19 protein-coding genes and 1 rRNA gene are annotated in these 24,512 nt (G+C 69.7%); 8 read left to right on the top strand and 12 right to left on the bottom strand.

All coding sequences use genetic code 11. From position 1 onward, the window contains the following. From FB600_RS08385 to FB600_RS08375, 3 genes are all read right to left on the bottom strand, one after another. A 16S ribosomal RNA gene (locus FB600_RS08385) occupies nucleotides 1-280 on the bottom strand; the annotation flags it as partial. 565 nt (nucleotides 281-845) lie between these two features. Continuing rightward, nucleotides 846-2,540 carry a S10 family peptidase gene (locus tag FB600_RS08380; protein WP_145756531.1) on the bottom strand — a complete coding sequence of 565 codons (1,695 nt, stop codon included), beginning with the start codon at nucleotides 2,538-2,540 and terminating at the stop codon, nucleotides 846-848. A 143-nt stretch (nucleotides 2,541-2,683) separates the two neighbouring features. After that, the gene (locus FB600_RS08375) at nucleotides 2,684-3,973 is read right to left on the bottom strand and encodes an MFS transporter (RefSeq protein ID WP_013689272.1); all 1,290 of its coding nucleotides are present in this window, start codon (nucleotides 3,971-3,973) and stop codon (nucleotides 2,684-2,686) included. Between the two features lie 102 nt (nucleotides 3,974-4,075). Here FB600_RS08375 and FB600_RS08370 point away from each other — a divergent pair, with 102 nt between their 5' ends. Next, nucleotides 4,076-5,065 carry a LysR family transcriptional regulator gene (locus FB600_RS08370; protein WP_096752456.1) on the top strand — a complete coding sequence of 330 codons (990 nt, stop codon included), beginning with the start codon at nucleotides 4,076-4,078 and terminating at the stop codon, nucleotides 5,063-5,065. A 283-nt stretch (nucleotides 5,066-5,348) separates the two neighbouring features. Further along, entirely contained in the window at nucleotides 5,349-7,019 is a 1,671-nt protein-coding gene (locus FB600_RS08365) for a lectin (protein WP_098182500.1), read from the top strand. A 75-nt stretch (nucleotides 7,020-7,094) separates the two neighbouring features. Here FB600_RS08365 and FB600_RS08360 read toward each other — a convergent pair whose 3' ends face one another. Together FB600_RS08360 and FB600_RS08355 are read right to left on the bottom strand one after the other, a co-directional pair. Continuing rightward, a complete protein-coding gene (locus tag FB600_RS08360) occupies nucleotides 7,095-7,856 on the bottom strand; it encodes a 3-oxoacyl-ACP reductase (protein WP_145756525.1) in 762 nt (253 codons plus the stop codon). Between the two features lie 92 nt (nucleotides 7,857-7,948). Next, a complete protein-coding gene (locus FB600_RS08355) occupies nucleotides 7,949-8,623 on the bottom strand; it encodes an alpha/beta hydrolase (protein WP_096752977.1) in 675 nt (224 codons plus the stop codon). A 221-nt stretch (nucleotides 8,624-8,844) separates the two neighbouring features. On the opposite strand from FB600_RS08355, the gene FB600_RS08350 reads away from it, so the two are divergent. From FB600_RS08350 to FB600_RS08340, 3 genes are all read left to right on the top strand, one after another. Next, nucleotides 8,845-10,044 carry an AAA family ATPase gene (locus tag FB600_RS08350; RefSeq protein ID WP_145756524.1) on the top strand — a complete coding sequence of 400 codons (1,200 nt, stop codon included), beginning with the start codon at nucleotides 8,845-8,847 and terminating at the stop codon, nucleotides 10,042-10,044. Beyond that, complete coding sequence (locus tag FB600_RS08345) at nucleotides 10,041-11,852, top strand: cobaltochelatase CobT-related protein (protein ID WP_145756523.1); 1,812 nt, start codon at nucleotides 10,041-10,043, stop codon at nucleotides 11,850-11,852. The genes FB600_RS08350 and FB600_RS08345 overlap by 4 nt, the downstream gene beginning before the upstream one ends. A gap of 407 nt (nucleotides 11,853-12,259) precedes the next feature. Then, nucleotides 12,260-12,544 carry a hypothetical protein gene (locus FB600_RS08340; protein WP_145756522.1) on the top strand — a complete coding sequence of 95 codons (285 nt, stop codon included), beginning with the start codon at nucleotides 12,260-12,262 and terminating at the stop codon, nucleotides 12,542-12,544. Between the two features lie 149 nt (nucleotides 12,545-12,693). On the opposite strand, the gene FB600_RS08335 is transcribed toward FB600_RS08340, so the two are convergent. From FB600_RS08335 to FB600_RS08325, 3 genes are all read right to left on the bottom strand, one after another. Next, nucleotides 12,694-13,956 carry a Zn-dependent hydrolase gene (locus tag FB600_RS08335; protein ID WP_105820629.1) on the bottom strand — a complete coding sequence of 421 codons (1,263 nt, stop codon included), beginning with the start codon at nucleotides 13,954-13,956 and terminating at the stop codon, nucleotides 12,694-12,696. Beyond that, the gene (locus FB600_RS08330) at nucleotides 13,946-14,494 is read right to left on the bottom strand and encodes an L-2-amino-thiazoline-4-carboxylic acid hydrolase (RefSeq protein WP_096752452.1); all 549 of its coding nucleotides are present in this window, start codon (nucleotides 14,492-14,494) and stop codon (nucleotides 13,946-13,948) included. Before FB600_RS08330 ends, FB600_RS08335 begins: the two co-directional genes overlap by 11 nt. A 186-nt stretch (nucleotides 14,495-14,680) precedes the next feature. After that, on the bottom strand, nucleotides 14,681-15,883 hold the full coding sequence (locus FB600_RS08325) for a branched-chain amino acid ABC transporter substrate-binding protein (protein ID WP_096752451.1): 1,203 nt from the start codon (nucleotides 15,881-15,883) through the stop codon (nucleotides 14,681-14,683). Nucleotides 15,884-16,063: 180 nt separating this feature from the next. Here FB600_RS08325 and FB600_RS08320 point away from each other — a divergent pair, with 180 nt between their 5' ends. Then, entirely contained in the window at nucleotides 16,064-17,005 is a 942-nt protein-coding gene (locus tag FB600_RS08320) for a LysR substrate-binding domain-containing protein (RefSeq protein WP_013689261.1), read from the top strand. Between the two features lie 174 nt (nucleotides 17,006-17,179). Here FB600_RS08320 and FB600_RS08315 read toward each other — a convergent pair whose 3' ends face one another. Beyond that, the gene (locus FB600_RS08315) at nucleotides 17,180-18,055 is read right to left on the bottom strand and encodes an alpha/beta fold hydrolase (protein ID WP_145756521.1); all 876 of its coding nucleotides are present in this window, start codon (nucleotides 18,053-18,055) and stop codon (nucleotides 17,180-17,182) included. Nucleotides 18,056-18,591: 536 nt separating this feature from the next. On the opposite strand from FB600_RS08315, the gene FB600_RS08310 reads away from it, so the two are divergent. Both FB600_RS08310 and FB600_RS08305 read left to right on the top strand, forming a co-directional pair. After that, nucleotides 18,592-20,400 carry a nitrite/sulfite reductase gene (locus FB600_RS08310; protein WP_145756520.1) on the top strand — a complete coding sequence of 603 codons (1,809 nt, stop codon included), beginning with the start codon at nucleotides 18,592-18,594 and terminating at the stop codon, nucleotides 20,398-20,400. Continuing rightward, nucleotides 20,397-20,843, top strand: coding sequence for a DUF934 domain-containing protein (locus FB600_RS08305; RefSeq protein ID WP_047835717.1), 447 nt, complete (start codon nucleotides 20,397-20,399; stop codon nucleotides 20,841-20,843). Before FB600_RS08310 ends, FB600_RS08305 begins: the two co-directional genes overlap by 4 nt. Before the next feature lie 34 nt (nucleotides 20,844-20,877). Here FB600_RS08305 and FB600_RS08300 read toward each other — a convergent pair whose 3' ends face one another. From FB600_RS08300 to FB600_RS08290, 3 genes are all read right to left on the bottom strand, one after another. Next, nucleotides 20,878-21,978: an alpha/beta hydrolase gene (locus tag FB600_RS08300; protein ID WP_145756519.1), complete on the bottom strand. Its 1,101-nt coding sequence runs from the start codon at nucleotides 21,976-21,978 to the stop codon at nucleotides 20,878-20,880. Between the two features lie 100 nt (nucleotides 21,979-22,078). Further along, on the bottom strand, nucleotides 22,079-23,032 hold the full coding sequence (locus tag FB600_RS08295) for a cation diffusion facilitator family transporter (protein ID WP_145756518.1): 954 nt from the start codon (nucleotides 23,030-23,032) through the stop codon (nucleotides 22,079-22,081). A 128-nt stretch (nucleotides 23,033-23,160) separates the two neighbouring features. Then, the gene (locus tag FB600_RS08290; protein WP_145756517.1) at nucleotides 23,161-24,480 is read right to left on the bottom strand and encodes an MSMEG_0569 family flavin-dependent oxidoreductase; all 1,320 of its coding nucleotides are present in this window, start codon (nucleotides 24,478-24,480) and stop codon (nucleotides 23,161-23,163) included. Nucleotides 24,481-24,512 lie beyond the last annotated feature (32 nt).

The following is a 24,512-nucleotide window of genomic DNA, read 5'->3' as shown; positions in this document are numbered from 1 at the left end:
GATCGTCGCCTTGGTGGGCCTTTACCCCACCAACTAGCTAATCAGCCATCGGCCAACCCTATAGCGCGAGGCCCGAAGGTCCCCCGCTTTCATCCATGGATCGTATGCGGTATTAATCCGGCTTTCGCCGGGCTATCCCCCACTACAGGACATGTTCCGATGTATTACTCACCCGTTCGCCACTCGCCACCAGGTGCAAGCACCCGTGCTGCCGTTCGACTTGCATGTGTAAGGCATGCCGCCAGCGTTCAATCTGAGCCAGGATCAAACTCTTCAGTTCAATACCTGTTACTGTTTTCGGTTCTAACGAACCGGTCGCTCACTCAAAGCTGACAGGTTAATGAATTGCTTCACAAACCTGACTTACTTTTGTGTGAGACTCTTGATACTTTTGCTGACCTGATCCGGAGATCAGGACCGCTGCCATCAAGCGTCCACACTTATCGGCTGTAGATTTTTAAAGAGCGTATCTGCGAAGCAACTTGGTTTCTTCAGCAGCGCTGCGTTTTCAGCAGCAGAGAAGCGAGATTATGATCAACATTTCGCAGCGCGTCAACTACTTTTTTCAGCGCCGCGATCAACTCACTGCGTCGATCACTTCTCAGTCAAACGAATCAGCGGCCAACTGCTCAGGCGCTCGACGCGTCCAACCTTGCTTCCTCTTCCGCACCGCGTTTCCGTTAGCGCGAAAGAGGCGTGATTCTAAGCAGCCCATCGCCTTCCTGCAAGCGTTTTCGCAAAGTAAATGCATGAAGGGCGCCGCTCGCGCGGCGCCCTTCATGGCAACTCGTTGATACCAAAAGAAGAAAGGCGAAATTCGGTTGCTCACGCAACCAACATCGCCCTCACTGACCTGCCGGCGCCCCCTCGTAGAAGCGCGCGAGATCGTTCTTCATCGCGTGCAAGGCGGCATCGTCGAGGTAGATCATGTGCCCCGTCGGGTAATAGCGCAGCTCGAGGTTCGAACGCAGCGACTTGTCGAGCCCGAGATGCGACAGCGCATATTCAGTGGCATAGAACGGCGTCGCCAGATCGAAATAGCCGTTCAGCGACATCACCCGCAGCTTCGGGTTCTGCCGCATCGCCTCGGCGAGATCACCGGCGGCATAGGGCACCGCCAGTTGCTCGCCCCACCATTCGCGATGCTTCCAATCCCATTGCCGCAAGGCCGCATCGTTGAAGACGCGATAGCGGTCGCTCGGCCGGTAGTCGAGATCCTGCGCCAGATGCCGATGCAGCGCCGCGTCGAACACGCTGGAGATGCTGGTCGCCGATGCATCGAAATCGCCATGCTCACCCGCATCGTCGTAGTCGATACCCTTGAAGCGCGCATCGTAGCGCCCCAGGTTACGCGACTCGCCGCGCAGCAACTGCTTGCGGAACCGCGACGGTCCGATGCGCAGCCGCGCCTCTTTTATATATGACACGTCGAGTCCCGTATAAGCGGCGATGCGCGCCGCGATCGCATCGCGCTCGGCATCGGGCAAGGCATCCCCCTGCGCGAGCGCCTGCTCATAAGGGCCGCGCGCGAAGGCACGGACTTCGTCAAGAAACGCGGGCAGGTTCGGCGGCCTGGGCGAAAGACGGTCGTGATACCAGGCGACAGCGGCGAAGCTCGGCAGATAGCTTTCGCTTTCGAAGTCCGAACCTGGCGAGAACGCCGCCGAATCGAGCACCGACGACATCAGGATCACCCCGTTCAAGGCGATGTTGCTGCGATCGTTCAGGCGATACGCCAGCATCGCCGCCCGCGCCGTGCCATAGGACTCGCCGAGCAGGTATTTCGGCGAATCCCAGCGCTGGTACACCGTCAGGTAGCGCTCGATGAAATGATCGAAGGCATCGAGATCGCTGTCGACGCCCCAGAAATTCTTTCCGGTCGCGCGGCCGACCGCACGCGAGAAGCCGGCGCCCACCGCATCGATGAAGACCAGATCGGTCTGTGCCAGCAGGCTGTCGGGATTGTCGGCGAGATCGTAGGGCGCGGGTCCGCTGATATCGGGACTGGCCGTGCGTGCGCGCTTCGGGCCGAACGAGCCCATCATCAGGAACATGGTGCCGGCGCCGGGGCCGCCGTTGAACAGGAAGGTGACCGGCCGCTGCGAGGCGCGCCGGCCATTCGCCGTATATGCAATATAGAAGATGCTGGCCGTGGCCTGCCCTGCATCGTCGCGCAGCAGCAGGTTGCCTGCCGTCGCGGTGTAGTCGATGGTGCGGCCGTCGAGCCGGATCGAGTGGCGCGTCACGGCGCTGGTTTCGGGCGGCACCGGAATGAACTCGCCGCCGCCATTCGGCGCGCGATGCGCATCGACGCCTGCATGCACACTGTCGTCGGCGGACGGATGGCCCGTCCTCGCCGAAGCAGGCGAAACAGCCGAAGCGGCCGAGGCAGACGCCGCCCCCTTCGAAGAAGCCACCGCCCGCGCCGGCACCTCGCTGGCCGGCACCGCGGCCGGCTCGGCCGCCCGCGCCCATCCTCCCGCCGACATCGCGACGAGCCACCCCAGACAGCACAACGATGCATTCAGACGAAGCGGCATGACATCCTCGATCGAGACGGCGCGCGTGACGGTCTGCGGATTGTCGGCAGATCGTGCCGGGGCGTCAACGCGAAGCCGTCGCCCTCGAAACAAAACGGGCGAGCCACCCGGCCCGCCCGTTCCCGATCCAGCCGCCGCCCCGCTCAGGCGCGCCGCCAGACCCGCACCAGCAGCGCCCCGATCGAGCTCAGCACCGCCATCGCGACCACCGCCGTCCAGCCCCATTGCGCGAACAGCAGGGTGCCGATCGCGGCGCCCGTCGACATGCCGATGAACATGCCGACGAACAGCACCGCATTGAGGCGGCTGCGCGAAGCCGGATCGATGCCGTAGACGATGGTCTGATGCGCGATCAGGGTCGACTGGAAGCCGAGATCGAAACCGACCGTGGCCAGCGCGATCAGGGCGAGCTGCGCCGACACCGACAGCCAGGGCGCCAGCCACATCGCCGCGAACGAGACGGTGGCGATCGCGATCCCGAGCCGGGTGACGAACTCCGGCCCGCGCCGGTCCGCCAGCCGCCCGGCCAGCGGCGCGGCCAGCGCGCCGGCCGCGCCGGCCAGGCCGAAGGCGCCGGCCACGGCGCTGCCGAGATGGAAGGGCGCGCCATGCAGCATCACCGCGAGCGTGGTCCAGAACGCGCTGAAGCCGAGCGCCAGGATGCCCTGGGCGAAGGCCGCCCGGCGCAGCGCCGGGTGCCGGCGCCACAGGCCGCCGAGCGAGGCGATCAGCTCGCGATACGGCATCCGCGTGGTGGGCCGGAAGCTCGGCAGCCCGCGCGCGGCAGCCAGGCCGATGGCGGCCACGCTCGCGGCCGCGATCACGAAGGTGGCGCGCCAGCCGAGGCTGCCGGCCACCACGCCGGCCACCACCCGCGACAACAGGATCCCCAGCAGCAGGCCCGTCATCACGGTGCCGACCACCTTGCCGCGATGCGCGTCGGGCGCGAGCGTGGCCGCCGCCGGCACCACGTCCTGGGCGAGCGTGGCCGCCAGCCCGACCGCGAAGCTCGCTGCCAGCAGGAAGCCGATCGACGGCGAGATCGCGGCCAGCAGCAGCGCGGCCACCAGCACGCCGGCCTTCACCAGGATCACGCGGCGCCGGTCGAAGCGGTCGCCGAGCGGCGCCAGCAGCAGGATGCCGATCGCATAACCGAGCTGGGTGAGCGTCGGCACCAGGCCGACCATGCGGGCCGAGGCGCCGATGTCCGGCCCCAGCACGCCGAGCATCGGCTGGCTGTAATAGAGCGGCGCCACGCCGAGCCCGGCGGCGGCCGCCAGCAGCAGCACCAGGCGCGGCGTCAGCAGGGCATGCAGCGCCTGCGCCCCGGCGGGCGCAGCCGAAGCCGCGCCCGGCCGGGATCCATGGAGCGGCGCCGGGTCGGCCAGCACGGCCTCGCGCGCGGCATTGTCGAAGTCAGGGGTCGAACTCATCTTGCGGTGTCCATCGGTATCGAATCAGCAAGCCGCGAGTGTGAAGGCAGCGGCGCGAGCCTGGTAGTGGCACCGTCCGCACATTTGTTATACGCTCGGCGCATGAGCGCCAAACTGCCCACCACGCCTGCCTCTGGCGGAAATCGCCGTCTTCCGGAAGTGTCTCCCGGTGATGCCGGCTATCGTTTCCAGCTTATGGAGACCTTCGTGCGTATAGTCGAATCGGGCAGCCTGTCCGCCGCGGCGGCCCTGCTCCGGACCACCCAGCCCACCGTCAGCCGTCGCCTGCAGGCCCTCGAGCGCTCGCTCGGCGTGCGCCTGCTGCAGCGCTCGACCCACTCGATGCGCCTGACCGTCGACGGCGAACGCGCCTTCAAGCGCGCCAAGGAGCTGCTGGCGAGCTGGGCCTCGTTCGAGGCCGACCTGCGCGGCGCGCAGCAGGAGCCGGAAGGCCATCTGCGCGTGACGGTGCCGCACGCCTTCGGCCAGCAGATCTTCGTCGGGCCGCTGATCGGCTTCCTGCGCGAGCACCCGCGCGTGAGCGTCGAATGGCTGCTGCAGGACGAGGTGCACGACTTCATCGGCACCGGCATCGACTGCGCGATCCAGATCGGCGAGGTGACCGATCCATCGGTGGTGGCGATCCGGATCGCCGACGTGGCGCGCTTCGTGGTCGCCGCGCCCTCGATGTTCGAGGACGGCAGGATCCCCGCCACGCCCGAGGAACTCGCCGCGCTCGACTGGCTCTCGCTGCGCACCTACTACCGCAACGAGGTGGTGCTCCGGCACCGGCGCAGCGGCGAGACGCAGCGCTTCACGATCCAGCCGCGCATGAGCACCGACAACCTGTTCGCGCTGCGCTCGGCGGCGCTGCATGGCATGGGCGTGGGCATCGGCTCGTCCTGGCTGCTCGCCGAGGAACTCGAGGCCGGCCGCCTGGTGCGCGTCGCACCCGACTGGGAGGCCGCGCCGCTGCCGGTATTCCTGGTCTATCCGCACGCGCAGTTCTACCCGTCCAGGCTGCTGCGCTTCGTGGCGACCATGCGCGAGGCGGTGCCGAAACTGGTCGGCGATCCGCTGCGATTCGGCTAGGCCGGCCCGCGCCGGCCCGCCTCGCGAGGCACGCATTCCCGCCTGCCCCGCATACCGACCAGTCCACCTCCAGGCCGCACCTCACCGCCAATCCGCAACGATTCCTCCGATTGCTGCACGCGCCGCCGGGCACGTATCGCGGCGCTTCGGATTCCCTGCCCGGGATTCGGCAGTCCGGCAGACCGATCGCCCCTCGCGATGATGCAATCCCCGCCACCGGTTGCGCATGCAAGCATGCCGGCCGGGCCCCGCCAGCCACACCCCCTACTTCTCGAGGAATCTCATGGGCATCACACGTCGTTCGATTCTCAAAACCGGCGTTGCGGCAGCGGCCGTCGGCGCGCTCGATGCGCGCGGCCTGACGCGCGCGCTGGCCGCCACGCAGCGCGCGGCCGTCAGCGGCGCCGGCGACGTGGTCGGCAAGGTGACGGTCGGCTACCAGGGCTGGTTCGCGGCGATCGGCGACGGCGCGCCGATCAACGGCTGGTGGCACTGGGCCGGCAACTGGTCGCAAGCGCCCTCGCCGAGCAACAACGCGATCAAGGCCTGGCCCGACATGCGCGGCTACGCGCACGGCTACCAGAGCGCCTTCAGCCCGCTCAACAGCGGCGCGCCGGCCACGCTGTTCTCGCAATACGACCTCGACACGGTGAACCGGCAGTTCAGCTGGATGCAGGCCAACGAGATCGACACGGTCGCGCTGCAACGCTTCAATCCGTTCTCGGGCGAGGGCGCCACGCGCGACGTGGCGGCCGCGCATGTGCGGCAGGCCGCCGAAACCTACGGCCGCAAGTTCTACATCATGTACGACGTGTCCGGCTGGACCGCCATGCAGACCCAGATCAAGCAGGACTGGACCTCGAAGATGTCGCAGTACATCGCCTCGCCGGCCTATGCGCGCCAGAACGGCAAGCCGGTGGTCTGCATCTGGGGCTTCGGCTTCGACGACGTGAACCACCCGTTCGACGCCGCCGCCTGCGCCGACGTGATCCAGTGGTTCAAGGCCCAGGGCTGCTACGTGATCGGCGGCGTGCCGACCCGCTGGCGTACCGGCGATTCGGTGCGGCCGAACTTCCTTGACGTGTTCCACCAGTTCGACATGATCTCGCCATGGATGATCGGCGCGATCGGTTCGATCGCAGACGCCAATGCCTTCGCGGTGGAAGTGGCGGCCGCCGACAAGGCCGACTGCGACGCGCACGGCATCGACTACCAGCCCTGCGTGATGCCGGGCGACCTGTCGGTCCGCCAGCGCGCACACGGCAATTACATGTGGCGGCAGTTCTACAACCTGGTGAACCTCGGCGTGTCGGGCCTCTACATTTCGATGTTCGACGAGTACAACGAGGGCAACCAGATCCTCAACACGGCCGCCACCCAGCAGGACGTGCCCGCCGGCTCGGGCTTCCTGAGCCTGGACGAGGACGGCACGCCCTGCTCGTCCGACTACTACATGCGCCTGACGCGCGACGGCGGCCTCATGCTGAAAGGCTCGCTCGGCCTGACCCAGGTGCGCCCGACCGCGCCGGTGTTGAACAGCACGGTCGGTCTCGCGACGGTGGTCAGCCTGCGCTCGCGCACCAACAACCTGTACGTGACGGCCGAGAATGCCGGCGCACAGGCGCTGATCGCGAATCGCACGGCGATCGGCCCATGGGAGCAGTTCGATCTGGTGAATGCCGGCAACGGCGCGGTGGCGCTGCGCTCGCATGCCAACGGCCTGTACGTGACGGCCGACAATGCCGGCGCCGCGCCGCTGATCGCCAACCGCAGCGCGGTCGGCCCCTGGGAAACCTTCGATCTGATCGTGCAGCCCTTCACAGGCGCGGCGGTGGCCTTGCGCGCGCATGCCAACGGCAACTACGTGAGCGCCACCAACTCGGGCCAGGGCCAGTTGATCGCCACCGCCACCCAGGTCGGCGGCTGGGAGCAGTTCGACCTGCTGGTGTCCTGATCGCGCGCTCGGCCCGACCAGGCCGAGCCGCCCGCGTATGCGCCGCCGACCCGGCGCGTACGCGGCAGGCGGGCCTCAGCCCTTCACCAGCCCGCCGTCGACGATCAGGTTCTGCCCCGTCACGGCACGCGCCCAGGGCGAGAGGAAGAACAGCACCGCGTCGGCGAATTCCTCGGGCGTGGTCACGCGGCGCAGCGGCGTGAAGCCGGCGATCATGTCGAACACCGTCTCGGGCGTGGCGCGGCTCGCGTCCGTGGTGCGCAACAGGCCGCCCGACACCATGTTGACGGTGATGCCGTGCGGGCCCAGGTCGTTGGATGCCGTGCGCGTCAGCGACAGCAGCGCGGCCTTCGAGGCCGTGTAATCGTGATAGGGCACCACCGGGTTCTGGAACAGGTTGGTGCCGACATTGACGATGCGGCCGAAGCCTCGCTCGCGCATGCCGGGCACGGCGGCCTGCATGGTGTTCAGCGCGCCCTTGACCGCGCTCTCCAGTTGCTGCTGCATGCGCTGCCAGGAAAGCTGCTCGAGCGTCGGCCGCGCATCGCCGTCGAAGCGGAAGCTGGCCAGCGCGTTGTTGATCACCGACGCCACCGGCTGGCCGGTGCGCGCCCGGGCCGCCTCGAACATCCGGCCCACCTCGCCCGCATCGGTGACGTCGGCGCGCAGCGCGATCGCTTGCGGGCCGAGCTCGGCCGCCAGCGCATTCGCGGCCGATTCGCTATGCAGGTAATTGACGATCACCGACGCGCCCTCGCGCGCCAGCGCCCGGGAGATCGAGGCGCCGAGCCCGCGCGCGCCACCGGTGACGAGCACCCATTGTTCGGACAGTTTCATTCGCGACGTCTCCGCACCGGAAAAGCGCGATTATGGCGCGCCGCCGCGAACGGCGACGTCTCGTTCCCGCCCGGGACGATCGGCGGCGGCGCTCAGGCCGCCGCGCCGCGCTGCGCCACCCAGGCCGCGAAATCGTCGACGATCGCCTCGCTGAGCTGATGGCCGACCGGGTAGCGATGCACGCGATGCGGCACGCCCAGCTCGTCGAGCATCGCATCGGCGCGCTCCGCCCACGATATCGGCAGCTTGTCGTCGTATTCGCCGTGGGCGATGAAGGCGTCGAGCCCCGCCAGCGCCTCGCGCGGCGCCAGGTGCTCGGCGATCTCCGGCAGGATCCGTCCGCTCAGGATCGCGAAGCCGCGCACCGCCTCCGGCGCGCTCAGGCCGACGCTCGCGCTCATGATGCCGCCCTGGCTGAAGCCGCCGATCAGCGTCGGCAACGGCGCCGCGCCGTCGGCCTGGCGCAGCGCGCGAACCAGGCCGATCAGCTGCTGCCGGCTCGCCTCGGCCTGGGCCGCGTCGATCGACGGGCCGTTCGGCCCGAAGCGCACGTGGAACCACGCGTATTGATCCGGGCCCAGCGTCAGCGGCCCGCGCACGAAGGCGATCTCGAGACGCGGATCGAGCGCCTCGGCCACCGCCAGCAGATTGGTTTCGTTGCCGCCCACGCCATGCAGCAGCAACAGCCGCGCCAGCGGCACGCCGGCGGCCGGGCGCGGTCGGAAGACGAGCGGCGAGCCCGGCACCTGGGTCAGGGATGAGGTCATCGGGTATGGCTCCATGGCGCGAGCGGCTCGCGCGTCGAGAAAAAGCCTCAGTCTGAATCAATCGGATCGAGCAACAAACCACTCACGGGAAATGCATTCCATCACGAATGGAATCAATCGCCGCCTTGCCCCGTTTTTGCACGGCCGGGCGACGACGGCGCACAATGAGGCTCCCGACCGGCCCCGCCGTCCCTCCCGCCCCTGCCCACCCCTGCCCGCCGATGAGCACCCAGCCCGCCCCGCTTCCCTCCGAACCGTCGCCCGTCGGCGTCTACGCGCGCGACGACGACGCCTGGCTGGTCAGCCATTCCGAGCGGCCGCACATGTACCGGATCCAGCACCGCCGCGCCGACGGCTCGACCGACATCGACACCGTGATCGACCTGGACAACCTCGACGCGAAGCTGCGCAAGTGGCAGCGCGAGGGTTACGCGCGCCGCGACGAGGCCGGCGAGGGCGTGCCGCCGCCGCATCGCGCGCGCTTCCTGGCCGAGCTGCGCGCGGCGATGCACGACGCGGCGCAGCCGGGGCAGGCCGATGCAGAACCCGCCGTCACGCTGGCCGGCGCGCGCCTGCCGCTCGGCGCCGGCGGCCCGCTGGTACCAGAGCGCAACCCCGCCTACCTGTTCGCCGAGCGCTCGGCCAATATCGTGCGCGACATCGCCGAGAACCGCCGGATCCTGCTGATCGGCCATACCGGCGCCGGCAAGACCAGCCTGATCGAGCAGGCCGCGGCCCATTCGGCGCACGGCGTGCTGCGCGCGAACATGAACGGCCAGACCACGGTGGGCGACTTCGTCGGCTTCTGGACCGTCAAGGGCGGCGAGACCCTGTGGGTCGACGGCGTGCTGCCGACCGCGATGCGCGCCGGGCTCTGGCTGATCGTCGACGAGATCGACTTCGCCGAACCGGCGATCCTCGCCGTGCTGACCGCCGTGCTCGAGCCCGGCGGCCGCCTGCTGCTCAAGGAGCGCGGCGACGAGATCGTGGCGCCCCATGCCGGCTTCCGCCTGTTCGCGACCGCCAACGCGGCCGGCGCGATGAGCCGCTTCCGCCACCTGTACCAGGGCGCCAACCTGATGAACGACGCCTTCCTGGACCGCTGGCGCGTCTACCAGATCGACTACCTGTCGCCGGCCGAGGAGGCCGAGGTGCTGCGCCGGACCTTCGGCGCGCGTGTCAGCCCGGCGATGGCCGAGACGCTGGCGGCGATCGCCGCGGCCTGCCGGCGCGCCTTCGAGCGCGACGACCTGGCCAGCGCCTTCTCGACGCGCCGCCTGATCGACTGGACCGCGCTGATGCTGCGCGCCGGCGATCCCGAGATCGCCGCCGGGCCGACCATCTACGCCAAGGTGAGCGACGAGGACGCCGCGCTGATCCGCGACATCGTCCGCCACTACATCGACCTCGACGCATCGTGAGCCAGCCGAACCCGCGCCCGGGCACCGCGCCGCCGAGCGCCGGGGACGATCCCGGTGAGCGGCTCGGCAAGCTGGCGCGCGTGCTGACGGACCAGCCGTCGCTGCAGGTGAGGATCGCGCGCGACGGGCCGCGCATCGAATGGGTCGAACGCGACGGCAGCGCCGTGCCCGACGTGCTGGTACTGCCGGCCACGGCCGGCGAGCAAGCCTTGTCGGACGACGAACTGGCCGGCTGGGTCGACCTGCTGGCCGCTCGCCTGCGCTTGGGCGAGCCCGCGCAACATGCGCGCCTCGCCTCGGACGCCACCCGCGCGCTGGCCGAAACCATCGACGACCACCGCGCGAGCCTCGCGCTGGCCGCGCGGTTGCCCGGCGCCGCGACGCTGCTGGCGCGCCAGCGCGAGGCGGCCGCGCGCGAGATCGCCCGGCGCTGGCCGAAGCTGAACTGGCGCGAACGCTTCGTCTGGCGCGTCGGGCGCGCGCTGCGCGGCGAGGCGGTGCCGCTCACCGAACGCGTCGACTCGATCGAGGCCACGCTCGGCGCCAGCACCGAGCTGATCGCGGCCGCGCGGGCCTCGCGCTCGACGGCCGAGAGCATCGCCGCGGCCGGCCGCATCGTCGAGCGCGTGCGCCAGCTCGCGCGCGGCGAGGCCAACAACATGATGATCACGGTCGATCGCGAGACCTCGCTGGACGCGCCCGCCACGCCCACCGAGATCGATCCCGACCGGGACTTCGACGCGGCCGGCCCGCCCGATGCGCGCAGCAGCAGCACCGAGCCTTCCGGCGCGGCGACGCTGGCCGATTCGGCCTCCTCGGCCTCCTCGGCCGATAACCAGGCCGCCGGCGACAGCGCCGCGCCGCCGCCCCGGCCGCGCGCCGAGCTCGCGCCCGGCCGCTCGATCCCGATCACCACCGCCTTCGATACCGTCACCGACCTCACCGGCGCTGGCGACGCCACCGCCTGGCGCAAGCTGCGCGGCGCGGCACGCGCGCAGACCACGCGCCTCAAGGCGCAGCTCGAACGCGCGCTGGCGGCCGACGAGCACCTGCACTGGCGCGCCGAGCAGGAGCGCGGCGAACTCGAGCGGCGCGCGCTGGCGCGGCTGGCCACCTCGCCGGGCTATCGCACGCCGTTCCGCACGCGGCGCGTGATGTCGGGGCGCGACACGGCGGTCACCCTGCTGATCGATCGCAGCGGCTCGATGGCGGGCCGCAAGATCGAGCTGGCGCGACTCTGCGCGGCGGCGCTGTGCGATGCGCTGATGCAGCTCGGCTTCGCCTGCGAGGCGCTGGGCTACAGCTCGGTCGACGATCCCGCGATGCGCGCCTGGCGCGACCGCTGGCTGGCGCAGGGCCACTCGCCGCGCGGCTACAACCGTTTCGTCGAGCGGCTCGACCTGGAGATCTACAAGCGCTTCGATTCGGACAATCCCAGCGGCCTTGCCCGCATCGACTGCGGCCACGAGAATCCCGACGGCGAGGCGCTCGGCTGGGCCGCCGAGCGCCTGCTCGGCCGCCGCGCCCGGCGGCGCATCCTGATGGTGTTGTCCGACGGCTACCCGGCCACCGGCGACGGCGACCCCGCCCTGCTGCGCGCCGACCTGCGCGCGCGCATCGCCGATCTCGGCGCGCGCGGCGTCGAATTGATCGGCGTCGGCATCCTCGACGACGCGGTCGAGACCTTCTACCCGACCAGCACCGTGGTCGAACGGCTGCCCGACCTGCCGGCGGTCGCTTTCGAGACGCTGGGGCGGGCACTGCTCGGCGAACGCGGACGCGCCGCCTGGTCGGCCGGCTTCGCCTGAGCGAACTTCGGTGCCGAGGCGACTGCACGACATGGCGCGACGAAGCCCCGTCGCCGCGCCCAGGGCCGGCATGGCGGCACGCGCCGCTCATGGCCATGTCGCGGCACGCCGCCTCGACATGGCGCCGATCCGGTGCCCGACCCTCGAACACGCCCCGCTCGATCGCGTCACGCTCGTTGACAAGCCCGCTCGCCCGAAACCCGCACGGAACCCCGGCCAGCCAAGCTGGCCGGACCTGTCGCGGGCTTCACCGTCCATCCCGATCGCCCGGCTTCGTCGCCCATTGTTCACACAACGGAAACGAACTGTTCGGCAAGCCGGCGATGATCGGATCGACGAATTCGCGGATACTTCCGCCATTCCCCGTGCAGCGCCCCGCGCTGCCGCTACCCAGCAAAGAACCTGCCATGTCTGCCAGAACCCCGTTCGTCGTCATGATCGCGGCCTGCCTGACGCTATGGCTCGGCGCATGCTCGAGCGTGTCCGAAGTCAGCGCGACCGACAAGCCGCACGTCTATATCGTCAACACCAGCGCCCACGGCGCGGTGCTGTCCTGGGCCGCCGCCCACCGCAAGGCGATCAGCACCGCCGACGCCTATTGCGCGCAGCAAGGCATGCGCGCCAGCCCCGGCTTCGAGCACGTCTCCGAGCGCGAGGCCAAGCTCACCTTCGAGTGCCATCCGACGCTATAAACGATGAAGGGCCGGCTGCTCGCGCGTGCCGGCCCCTCGTTTCAAGCTCGCTGTCTTGGCCGCGGGTCCCGCCCGGGCAAGGTTTCCCGCTCGATGCCCGGATCGCGGCAATCCACGAGGCATCGACCGGCTCGCCCGAGCCGGCGGCTTCACACCCCGTCCGTCACCGGCTCCATCGCGCTGGCCAGCACCGCGTGCAGCAGCACGTTCGCGCCGGCTTCGGCCCAGGCGGGCGTGATCGCCTCGGCCTCGTTGTGGCTGAGCCCGTCGATGCAGGGCACGAAGATCATGCCGGTCGGCGCCACCCGCGCGAGGTAACAGGCATCGTGCCCCGCGCCGGAGACGATGTCCTGGTGCGACAGGCCGAGCCCCGCCGCCGCCTCGCGAACCGCCTCGATGCAGCGCGGCGCGAACGGCACCGGCGCGTAGTCGAAGATCTGCTCGACGCGCGCGCCCAGCCCGCTCTCGCTGGCGATACGCGCCACTTCCGCGCGCAGCTCGGCATCCATTTCGGCCAGCACCACCGCGTCGGGATGGCGGAATTCCACCGTGAAGAAGCACTCGCCCGGCACCGTGTTGCGCGAGTTCGGCCGCGCCTCGATCATGCCGACCGTGGCGCGCGCGTCGGGCGCGCGGCGCCGGCCCAGCGCGTCGACGAAGCCGATCACGCGTGCCGCGCCGACCAGCGCATCGCGGCGCGCGTCCATCGGCGTGGTGCCCGCATGCGCGTCGACGCCGCTGAAGCTCAGCTCGTACCAGCGCTGCCCCTGCCCCGCCGTGACCACGCCGATGGTGGTGCCGGCGCGTTCCAGGATCGGCCCCTGCTCGATATGCAGTTCATAGGCGGCATGCACGGCATGGCCGCCGACGGGCGCCTCGCCCGCGTAGCCGATCGCGGCCAGCGCCTCGCCGAGGGTGGTGCCCTGCCGGTCCGCGCGCGACAGCCCGTAGTCGAGCGTGAACACGCCGGCGAACACCCCCGAGGCGACCATCGCCGGCGCGAAGCGCGAACCTTCCTCGTTGGTCCAGAGCACCACCTCGACGGGCCGCTCGGTCTCGATGCCGGCGTCGTTCAGCGCGCGCACCACCTCCAGCCCGCCGAGCACGCCGTAGATGCCGTCGTAGCGGCCGCCGGTCGGCTGCGTATCCGCGTGCGAGCCCGTCATCACCGGCGCCGCGTCGGCCACGCGCCCGGCGCGGCGCGCGAACACGTTGCCCATCCGGTCGACGCGGATCGTGCAGCCCGCCTCGCGCGCCCAGGCCACGAACAGGTCGCGCGATTCGCGATCGAGCTCGCTCAGCGCGAGCCGGCAGACGCCGCCCTTGGGCGTCGCGCCGATCTCGGCCATCCGGTCGAGCGAAGCCCACAGACGCGCGCCGTCGACGCGCAGGCTCCCGACATCATTCGTCATGCTTGCGCTCCTGGTCGACGGCCGCCGGGTTCCCGTCGCGCATTCGATAGCGGAAATCGCAGCGCTTGCCGCCCTGCATGATGGTGCTGGTGCGCGTCAGCGCCACGCGCGGATCGTAGCCGCGGATGAAGTATTCGTCGCGCGCGCAGCTGAGCAGGTGGCCGATCTCGCCGAGCCCCATCGCGTGATACATCTCCGCGTAGGCGCAGCGATGCACGTCGTAGTCGTAATGCCCGGCATCCTCGCGCCGCACCTCGACGTCCAGCGCGTCGTCCTTCTCCCACAGCACCTGCAGGGCGACGAAGGAAGCGATGCTGGTGCCGCCGGGCTCCTGCGCGGCGAAGGACTGGCCGGCATCGACGGCCGCGCCGCGGATCGCCTCGGCGATCACGGCCTGCGCGCGCTCGATGCCGAACTCGCGCTTCATGATCTCGTAGATCGGCTTGATGATTTCCGCCTCGATCCTGCGTCGCGCGAGGATGCCCAGGCGATGGTCGGCCGCGTCGCTCGGCGCGGCCGATGGGTTCGGCTCGGTCATGGGGACTCCTGACTGGGGTGATGCGTTATTCGTGTTTGATTCGGATATCGCGGGTGCCGCCTGCGCGCCGCCGGGAACACGGCGCGCCCGAATCCGCTGCGACCCGGCTCGGCAAACGCGAACGGGCAGCCGCCGATCCTCGATCGGCCGCCGCCCGCTCGCCTTCATGCCACCTTCATGCCATGCTCAGTGCGCGGCTTGCGTGCCGGCGCCGGAACCGCCGCCGAGCACGTCCACCACGTTCCACTTGCCACCCTGCACGCGATAGATCGTGTAGGCCGGATCCTTCAGGTTGCCCTGCTCGTCGAAGGCGATGCGCCCCGTCACGCCCTGGCGGTCGACCTTGTGCAGCGCCGCCACCAGCTTGGCCGGATCGGTCGACTTGCTCTGCTCGGCCACGGCGATCAGGGTCGCGGCGGCGTCGTAGGCGAACGGCGCGTGCAGCTCGATCGGCGCGTGGTAGCGCGCGCGGTACTGCGCGTCGAAGGCCGGGCCGCCCGGCATCTTCGCCAGCGGCCGGCCCGGTTCGAGCGCGGTCACGCCCTCGCCGTCCTTGCCAGCCAGCGACAGGAAGGTCTGGCTGACGAAGCCGCCCGCGCCGAGCAGGGTCGCGTCGATGCCGAGCTGGTGCATGCGGCGCGCGATCGGCGCGGCCTGCGCGTCGAGCCCACCGAAGAACACCAGGTCCGGGCGCTTGCTCTTGATGGCGGTCAGCACGCCGCTGAAATCGGTGGTCTTGTCGGTGACGTACTGGCGATCGACGATCGTGCCGCCGTTCGCCTCGACACCCTTCACGAACTGGTCGGCCAGCCCCGAGCCGAACGAGGTGCGATCGTCGAGCACGGCGATGCGCCGGGCGTGCAGCGTCTTCACCGCATAGGCGCCCGTATAGGCGCCGCCCGTGTCGTCGTGGCCCATGATGCGGAAGGCGGTGGCGTAACCCTGCTGCGTGTACTGGTGGCCCGTCGAGGCCGGCGCGATCTCGGGGATGCCGGCGTCGCGATAGACGCGCGCGGCCGGCACGCTGCAGCCGGTGTTCCAGTGGCCCACCACGCCGATCACATGCTGCTCGACCAGGTCCTGCGCGACCGTCACGGCCGTGCGCGGATCCGATTGATCGTCGACGGCCACCAGCTTGTAGACCACCGGCTTGCCGTCGATGGTGGGATGGCGGCGGTTCGCATCGTCGAGCGCGAGCTGCGCGCCGTTCTGCAGATCCTTGCCGATCCGCGCCGAGGGGCCGGTCAACGGCGCGGCCAGGCCGATCAGCACGGTTTGCGGCGCATCGGCGGCCTGAGCGGCACGGGCGGCCGGCGCGGAGAACGACAGCGCGAGCGCCGCGGCGGAAACGGCGAACGCTGCGCCGGCGAGGGGAACGATTTTCTTCATGGGAAAGGTAGCGTGTGGCGGACGATTAAAACATGAAAAATACTAAATAGTCACACCCTCACCGGCAAATATCCTTTGATTGAATACTTATGCGAACCAGGCCATATCGCGCAAAATGCTTTAATCACAAGGGATTCGGGCATTTTGCCGGTTCCGGAATTATTCGATAGAATTCAAAACATGAAAAATATCGAACAATTGCCGAACGACCCGCCGCTGCGCGCGGTACGCGCCTTCGAGGCCTTCGCGCGGCTGGGCTCGGTCACGGCGGCGGCGGCCGAGCTCGACATCACGCCCTCGGCGGTCAGCCACCAGTTGCAACTGCTGGACGCCTTCATCCTCACGCCGCTCACGGTGCGCGAGGGCCGCACGCTGGCGCTGACCGACGAGGGCCGCGACTACTACCGCTCGATCAGCGCGGCGTTCTCGGTGCTGCGCAGCGCGACCGGCTTCGTACGCGATCGCTCCTCGCTGCGGCAGATCACCATCAGCCTGATCCCACTGTTCGGCATCGGCTGGTTCGTGCCGCGCCTGCATCGCTTCCTCGACCAGAACACCGATGTCGACGTCAACGTGCTTTACGCGAACCATCGCAACTATCGCAGCGACGCCTCGGATCTATCCATCCGCTTCGGCGCCGGCGCCGCCGACTGGCCCGGCTACCGCTGCGAGAAGCTGCTGCCCGGCGCGATGGTGCCGGTCTGCCACCCGGCGTTCCGGCGCCGCTTCGGGCCTTTGCGCAAGCCGGCCGACCTGGCGACGGTGCCGCTGGTGCACGACGAGGACCGCAGCACCTGGGTCAACTGGCTGCGCAATGCCGGCGTGCGCAACGTGCCGCCGGTGGTGGGGCCGATGTTCGAGGACGGGCAGTTGACGCTGAGCGCGATCCGCGCCGGGCTCGGCGCGGGGCTGATGCGCGCGCCGCTGATCGAGGCCGAGCTGGCCGGCGGCGAGCTGGTGCAGTTGTTCGATACCGCGCTCGACGACGGCCGCGACTACTACCTCTGCACGCGCGACGACCTGGACCTGCCCGACGGCGCGCGGCGGCTGGCGCAATGGCTGCGGGTGACGGCGGCCGAATCGATGCGCCGGCTGGCGGCGGCAGCGGCCACGCAACGCTGAGCGGCGAAGGCAGGCAGGAAGGGGGAAAGGAAAACGGCGGTGAGCTGGACGCTCGCCGCCGTCGTGCGCGTCGTGCATTAGGCCGGTCAGGCCCGGCGATCAATCGCGCCGGCCAGGATCGATGGCCGATCCGAAGCCCGGGCCGGCCATCGAGCGCACCGGCCCGCGACCGGCTCAGCGATCGCCGAGGAAATGCTCGACCGCGAAGTTGAAGGCCTCGGGATCCTGCAGCATCGCGAAGTGGCTGGTGTTCGGCAGGATCTGCAGGCCCGCGCCGGGAATCGTCGCGGCGATGTACTCGGTGTGCTCGCGCTTGATCGCCTCGTCGTGGTCGCCGTCCATCACCAGCACCGGCGTCCTGATCGACTTCAGCTGCTCGTCGCTCCAGTTCGGCTGCGAGGCCCACATGTGGCTGATCTGGTCGACGAAGGCATCGTATTGCTTCGGCGTGGGCGACAGGCGGCGATATTCGTCGCCGCCGCGCTTGATGAAGGCGGCGAAGGTCGGGTTCTTCTCGACATCGGGCATCACGCCGTCGGTCTTGGTGTTCGCCGCGAAGGCCACCACCTTGCCGACCCGGTCGGGATGGCGGATCGCCATGTCGATGCCGATGATGGCGCCGTCGCTCCAGCCCACGATATCGGCGCGCTGCAGCTTCAGCTTGTCCATCAGCGCGACCACGTCGTCCGTCATCAGGTCGTAGCCGAAGGGCTGCTCGTTGCGCGAGCTGCGGCCGTGGCCGCGGCTGTCGAGCACGATCACCTTGTGGTGCTTCATCAGCGACTTGACCTGGTAGCCGAAATAATCGGAATTCGACAGGCCGCCATGCACCAGGATCACCGGCGAACCATGGCCGATGGTGGCGTAGTAGAGACGGATGCCGTTGACCTCGGCGATGCCGTGCTGCTCGCCCGCCACCGGCGCCGGGGTGGGCGGCAGCGTCTGCCAGCGCGGCTCGGCCGCCTGCGCGTGGGCGAGGGTGAAGGCCGCGACGGCGCCGAGGACGAATCGTTGCAGATGCAGCCAGCTGAGGTTCTGGAAGAGGGACATGGCGGAAGGCTTCGCGCTCGAAATGGGAAAACCATTATAGGAGCGGATGAGCCGGCATCTCTCACGAAATATCAGCAGACAGACATGTTCGTCGCGCCATCGCATCCCCGAGGCTGCTCAGGAATGCGATGCAATGCGTCGGCGTCACGAGCGGCGCGATGTGTCCATCGTCCGCGGCAATGAGGGCTCCGGCACCCGGGTGTCGGAGCGGTTGCCTGCCGCGCCACAGGCATGCGGCCGCAAGCTCTGCGGGTTTAGGGGTGATGACCCGGGCACTCGCGCAGTAATCCCGGCACGGCACCGGACGAAGGGGCGACACGGTGCCGTGCTCTGGAACGGATCATCGCGTGCCCCGCGACTCGCGTACAGCAGCAGCCGGAACGAAAACGAGCGCAGCAGTTCGGGAGCGCTCCCACTCGCCGCGGACCATCGCAACTGCTGCGCCGTTTCGCGCGCGATCTGCTGCTTGTCCCGGCGCGGCGTGCCACGTAAGGTCGGCGCTTCAGGGCGCGCCAGCCCGCTCTCCCCCACTCATCATGTATCGATACACCGAATTCGACCGCGCCTTCGTGCGCAGCCGCGCCGCGCAATTCCGCGACCAGCTCGAACGCTGGCAGGACGGCCGGCTCGACGAGGAAGCGTTCCGCCCGCTGCGCCTGCAGAACGGCTGGTACGTGCAGCGCCACGCGCCGATGCTGCGCGTGGCCGTGCCCTATGGCGAGCTGTCGAGCGCCCAGCTGCGCGTGCTGGCCCGCATCGCGCGCGACTACGACGTGCCCGAGCCCGAGGTCTACCGGCGAGCGCGCGACGCGCAGCGCGCGCTCGGCACCACGCGCCTGCCGACGCGCCATGCGCACTTCACCACGCGCACCAACGTGCAGTTCAACTGGATTCCGCTCGAGCGCGCCGCCGACGTGATGGACCTGCTCGCCACGGTCGACATGCACGGCATCCAGACCAGCGGCAACTGCATCCGCAACATCTCCTGCGACGAGCGGGCCGGCGTCGCGCCCGACGAGATCGCCGATCCGCGCCCGTTCGCCGAGATCATGCGGCAGTGGACCACCCTGCATCCCGAGTTCGCCTTCCTGCCGCGCAAGTTCAAGATCGCCATCACGGGCGCGGCCGAGGATCGCGCCGCCACCGCCTGGCACGACGTCGGGCTACGGCTGGTGCACGACGCGCGCGGCGAGCTGGGCTTTCGCGTCACGGCCGGCGGCGGCATGGGCCGCACGCCGCTGATCGGCACGCTGATGCGCGAGTTCCTGCCCTGGCGGCAGATCATGAACTACATCGAGGCGATCGTGCGCGTGTACAACCAGTACGGCCGTCGCGACAACAAGTACAAGGCGCGCATCAAGATCCTGGTGAAGGCCGAGGGCCAGCGCTTCATCGACGAGGTGGAAGCCGAGTTCCGGCAGATCGTCGAGCACGACGGCGGCCCGCACACGATTCCCGAGGCCGAGCTGGCGCGCGTGCAGGCATCGTTCGTCACGCCCGCCTCGCTGGCGCGGCGCGCCGCCGATCCGGGCGCGGCCGAGCGGCTGGCCGAGGCGGCCGCGCGCACGCCGGCGCTGGCCGGCTGGCTGGCGCGCAACGTCGCCGCGCATCGCGATCCGGCGCTGCGCATCGTCACGCTGTCCTTCAAGCGCCCCCTGCAGGCGCCCGGCGACGCCTCGGCCGACCAGCTCGAACGCGTCGCCGGCCTGGTCGACCGCTTCTCCGCCGGCGAGGCGCGCGTGACGCACGCGCAGAACGTGGTGCTGCCCTGGGTGCACGCCGACGACCTGCTGGCGCTGTGGGAAGCGGCGCGCGCCGAGGGCCTGGCCAGCGCCAACGTGCACCTGCTGACCGACATGATCGCCTGCCCCGGCGGCGATTTCTGCGCGCTGGCCAATGCGCGCTCGCTGCCGATCGCCGACGCGATCGCCGAGCGCTACCAGGATCTCGACGAGCTGGAGGATCTCGGCGAGATCGACCTGCATATCAGCGGCTGCATCAACTCCTGCGGCCATCATCACAGCGGCCATATCGGCATCCTCGGCGTCGACAAGGACGGCCGCGAGTGGTACCAGCTCACGCTGGGCGGCGCCGATGGCTCGGCGCGCGGCGGCCAGGCACGCGCCGGCAAGGTGATCGGCCCGTCGTTCTCGGCGCGCGAGGTGCCGGACGTGATCGACGCGGTGCTGTCGGCCTATGTCCGGCTGCGCCTGCCAGGCGCGGCGGACACCGGCAATGAAGGCCGCCGCGAAACCTTCGTCGAGACCGTCGCCCGCGTCGGCCTCGAACCGTTCAAGGCGGCGGCCGAGGCCGCGCGCATCGTCGAGGAGGCGCCTGCCGCATGAACGCACCCGAACCATTCTTGCTGCTGACGGCAGCGGAACACGCGGCCCAGGGCGGCGACGCGAACGGCGAGGTGCTGGCGCTGGCCAACGATGCCGACGTGATCGAGCAGGCCACGGCGATCGCCAAGGCGAGCCGCGTGGAGCTGCACTTCCCCAGCTTCACCGATGGCCGCGCCTACAGCCAGGCCTATCTGCTGCGGCGCCGGCTCGGCTTTCGCGGCGACCTGCGCGCCACCGGCGAGGTGCTGGCCGACCAGTTGATGCTGATGCAGCGCACCGGTTTTTCCAGCGCGGTGCTGGCCGAGGGCGTCGCACCCGAGGACGCGCGGCGCCAGTTGGCGCGCTTCCCGGCCTTCTACCAGGGCGATGCCAGGCAGGACGCGCCCTATCGGCGCGAGGGGGAAGACGGCGCGGCGGCGGACGCGACGGCGCCATCCGCCTGACGAAAGCCGGGAGGACCGTCCCGGCAATCGCGCTTCAACCCTGCCCGCCCATCGCCGGGCAGGAAGCGGGAATCGGCTGCCCCAGCAGGACCGCCGTGCCGCATTCGGAGGTGAACATGCGCAGGTTGTCGTGGCCGACGCCGGGCACCTCCACCAGCGTCTGCGCGAAGTCGGAAGGATGGCGCGCGCGCAGGTAGTCGAAATAAGCCAGCCCGCGCGCGAACCGGTTCGGCCCCTGGGCCATCGCCGCGCAGGAGCGATCGATGAAGTGCGTGGCGGGATCCGTGTCGGCCGTGCCGAGCAGGTAAACCACGTCGCGCGCCACGTAGCGGCGCTCGAAATCGGCCTTGCCTTGCGCCGTCACATAGGGCGGCGCGCCGTCGAAGCCGTATTTCCAGCGGTTCACGCCTTCGCAATCCGCCGGCGGCGCCGACGCGGCAGCCGGCCGCCGATCGTCGAAATAGAGGTAGCTGGACGGATTCGCCACCACGTAGCGAACCGCCACGTCCAGTCTGGCGAGCGCCTCGTCGCCATGGCCGACCACCGCGTAGCGCTGCAGCAGTTGCGCGCCGGCCGAATGCCCCGCCACCACCACGCTGCCCAGCGCCGGATAGCGCCGACGATCGGCGAAGCGCGCCAACAACGCGTCGAGCACCGCCATCGAACCGAGCGGCGCCGGCTGGCGCGCCGCCTCGCCGGCCTTCCAGCTGCGCTGGGACCAGGCCAGCGTCCGCGGCGGCAAGTCGAAGGCCCGCGCATCCGCGCGTGTCAGGAACTGCGGCGCGACCACCAGCACGTGCTGGCCGGCCTCTCCCGCCTGCGCGATCACCTGCTGCCCCGTGGCTTCATAGACGTCGGCATTCCTGAGCGTGCCGTGCAGCACGATCAGCACGCGCGTGACGTCGGGCGCGGGCGCCTCGAGATCGCGGTTCGCATAAACGGGCAGCTCGCCGCTGCCCTGGGCCGTGTCGATATGCAGCCGCTGCGGCGCGACGGCCTTGACCGGCGCATCGAGCCGGGTGGCCTGCCGGCGCGCGAATGCGTCTCCGGGCGGCTGCGCCAGCGCGGCGAGCGTGGCCGAAACGAAAGCGACGACGAGACCGGCACGAAGACGATACGGGGAGGTTCGAAGCATCGGTGGTGGCCCTGGGAGCGCGATTGGAGGATTGAACGCCGGATCGGGATCCTACCCGTCACCGAAAAATATTACCTCTCGTTACAGCGCGGGCCGCCGCTCATTCGGCCCATTCGAGATCGCCGGTGAACACCACCGTGAGCCAGCGATCCGGGCCCTCGCCGCCGATCAGCTCGCCGATCTCGTCGCGCAGCCGGTCCCAGCCGGCGATATCGCGCGCGGGCAGGGTCGCCGGCACGATGAAATACAGTTCGATCTCGCGCGAGCGGCCGGTCTTCGCGACATAGGCACGATAGGACTGCAGACCGTGTTTCTCGACGAAAGCCTGGGCGATTTCCTCGACGTGCCGCCTCAGGTCCGGCGGCGTGATCAGGAAGATTTCCCCCAGCGCCTGGCGGATCACCGACATCGGCAAGGGAATGATGACCAGGCAGACCGCCGCCAGCACGGCCGGATCGATGTAGGGCGAGATCCAGGCCCACTTCGTGCCCTGCACCGCGAGGCCGACGCAGAAGGCGATCAGCAGCGCGCCGGTGATGCTGGCCGCCATGATCCAGCCCTTCACGTCCATCCGCACGAAATCGGAGCCGATCCGGCGATTGGCGCGCGCCTCCACCAGCGCGATCGCGCTGCAGGCGCAGACCGTCAGGAATGCATACAGCACGGCCCAGTTGAACTCCAGCTCGCGCCCGCCGCGCAGCAGGCTGGCCACGGCGTTGATCAGCGCGTAGATGGCCACCCCGCTCAGCAGGATGCCGTTGAGGGCCAGCACCATCGGCTCGAGATGCCAGAAGCCCATGCCGAAGCGCTCGCGCAGCTTGCGCGGCAAATCGCGTGAACTCGCGTGGGAGGTGATCAACTGGACCACCAGCAGCGACAGCGCGCTCATGCTGGCGTCGACCAGCGAATACACGCCGTCGAAGATGATCGAGAACGAGCCCGAGAACAGGCCGAACACGATGCCGATGCTGGCGATGAAGAGGGTGACGACGATCGATACGCGCAGGACGCCGCGTTCGTCGTCGAGGTCGAAGAACAGCCGGATACGGCTCATCACGGATTCTCACGGGAGCAAGGACCCCGCCATCCTACCCGAGCCGCCCTTGCCGGCCCACGCCCGCCCTTGCCTGCCGGATCGGCCGGGCGGCGCCTTCCGGCACCGCCGAATCCAGCGCGCCGCGTTCAGGCCAGGGCGCCTTCCGCGAGCCGCGCGGCACCGGCAGCCGAGCCCGCCGCCGCGCCGATCCGCTCCACCAGGTACTCCGCATCGCGCGCGATGCCCGAGAAGCGTCCCGATCCCCAGGTATGCAGCCAGGGCAGGCCGACGAAGTAGAGCCCCGGCGCCGCGGTCACGCCGCGCCGATGGGCCGGGTAGCCGCGGCCGTTGAACACCGGCACGTCGATCCAGCCGAAGTCGGGCGTGAAGCCGATGCACCAGACGATCGCGGCGATCCCGCTATCGGCCAGGTGCAGCGCCGCGCGCTCGGCGGCCGGGCGCCAGCTCGCTTCGTAGCGCGTCGGCGGCGGCGCCGCGATGCCCTGCTTGGCGATGAAGGCGTCGATGCTGGCGTTGATGCCGTTGTAGGTCTCGTCGGCGCGATCCAGGCACTCGCCCAGGTTGGTGGCGAAACGCAGCGCGCCGTCACGGTAGTCCTCGAGGCGGCCATACAGCTCCATGCCCTCGGCCGCGAAACGGCGCAGGTCGATATCCCGGCCGCCGTCGCGCCCCGTCACGTAGTGATTGGTGTTGTCGCGCACGCCTTCGCGCAGCGGGTGCTTCTCGACCGGCATCTCGTAGTAGTGCATGTCGGCCAGCCAGTCGACCACGTCGCGGCCGCGATAGAAGCGCGCGCAGCGCGGCGCGTCGCCCACCGCGAGCGTGACGCGCCGCCCGGCCAGGTGCAGGTCCTCGGCGATCTGCGCACCCGACTGCCCCGAGCCGACCACCAGCACCCCACCCTCGGGCAGCGCCGCCGCGTTGCGATAGGCCGAGGACTGGACCTGCGCGATCGAGGCCGGCAAGCGCTCGGCCAGGCGCGGCACGATCGGCGTGTGATAGCCGCCCGAGGCCACCACCACCTGGTCGGCCGTGTAGGCGCCGCGCGTGGTGAGCACCCGGTAGCGGCCGTCTTCCTCGCGCGCCACGTGCAGCACGCCGGTGTGCTCCAGCACCGGCGCGTCGACCATCGCGACGAAGCCGTCGAGGTAGTCGATGATCTCGTCGCGGGTCATGAAGCCGTGCGGATCGTCGCCGCGATAGGGATGACCCGGCAGTTGGCACTGCCAGTTCGGCGTGACCAGGCAGAACGCGTCCCAGCGCTGCCGCCGCCAGCCGTGCGTGACGGTTTCCTTCTCGAACACCAGGTGCTCGATGCCGGCCTGCTTCAGGTAGTAGCTGATCGACAAGCCCGCCTGGCCGCCGCCGACGACCAGCACGGGGTAATGCGGAATCGCCTCGGGCCGGGCGGACGAGGCGTTATCGGAAATCGCGGAAATCGACATGTTGGGGCTCCTGGAGATGGGCGGGCAGGGTT

The sequence above is a fragment of the Burkholderia sp. SJZ089 genome, from assembly GCF_007828315.1.
In the GTDB taxonomy this organism is placed as follows: Bacteria; Pseudomonadota; Gammaproteobacteria; order Burkholderiales; family Burkholderiaceae; genus Burkholderia; species Burkholderia gladioli.
The sequence above is the reverse complement of the archived record's forward strand: the minus strand, read 5'-3'. Positions and strand labels throughout refer to the sequence as shown.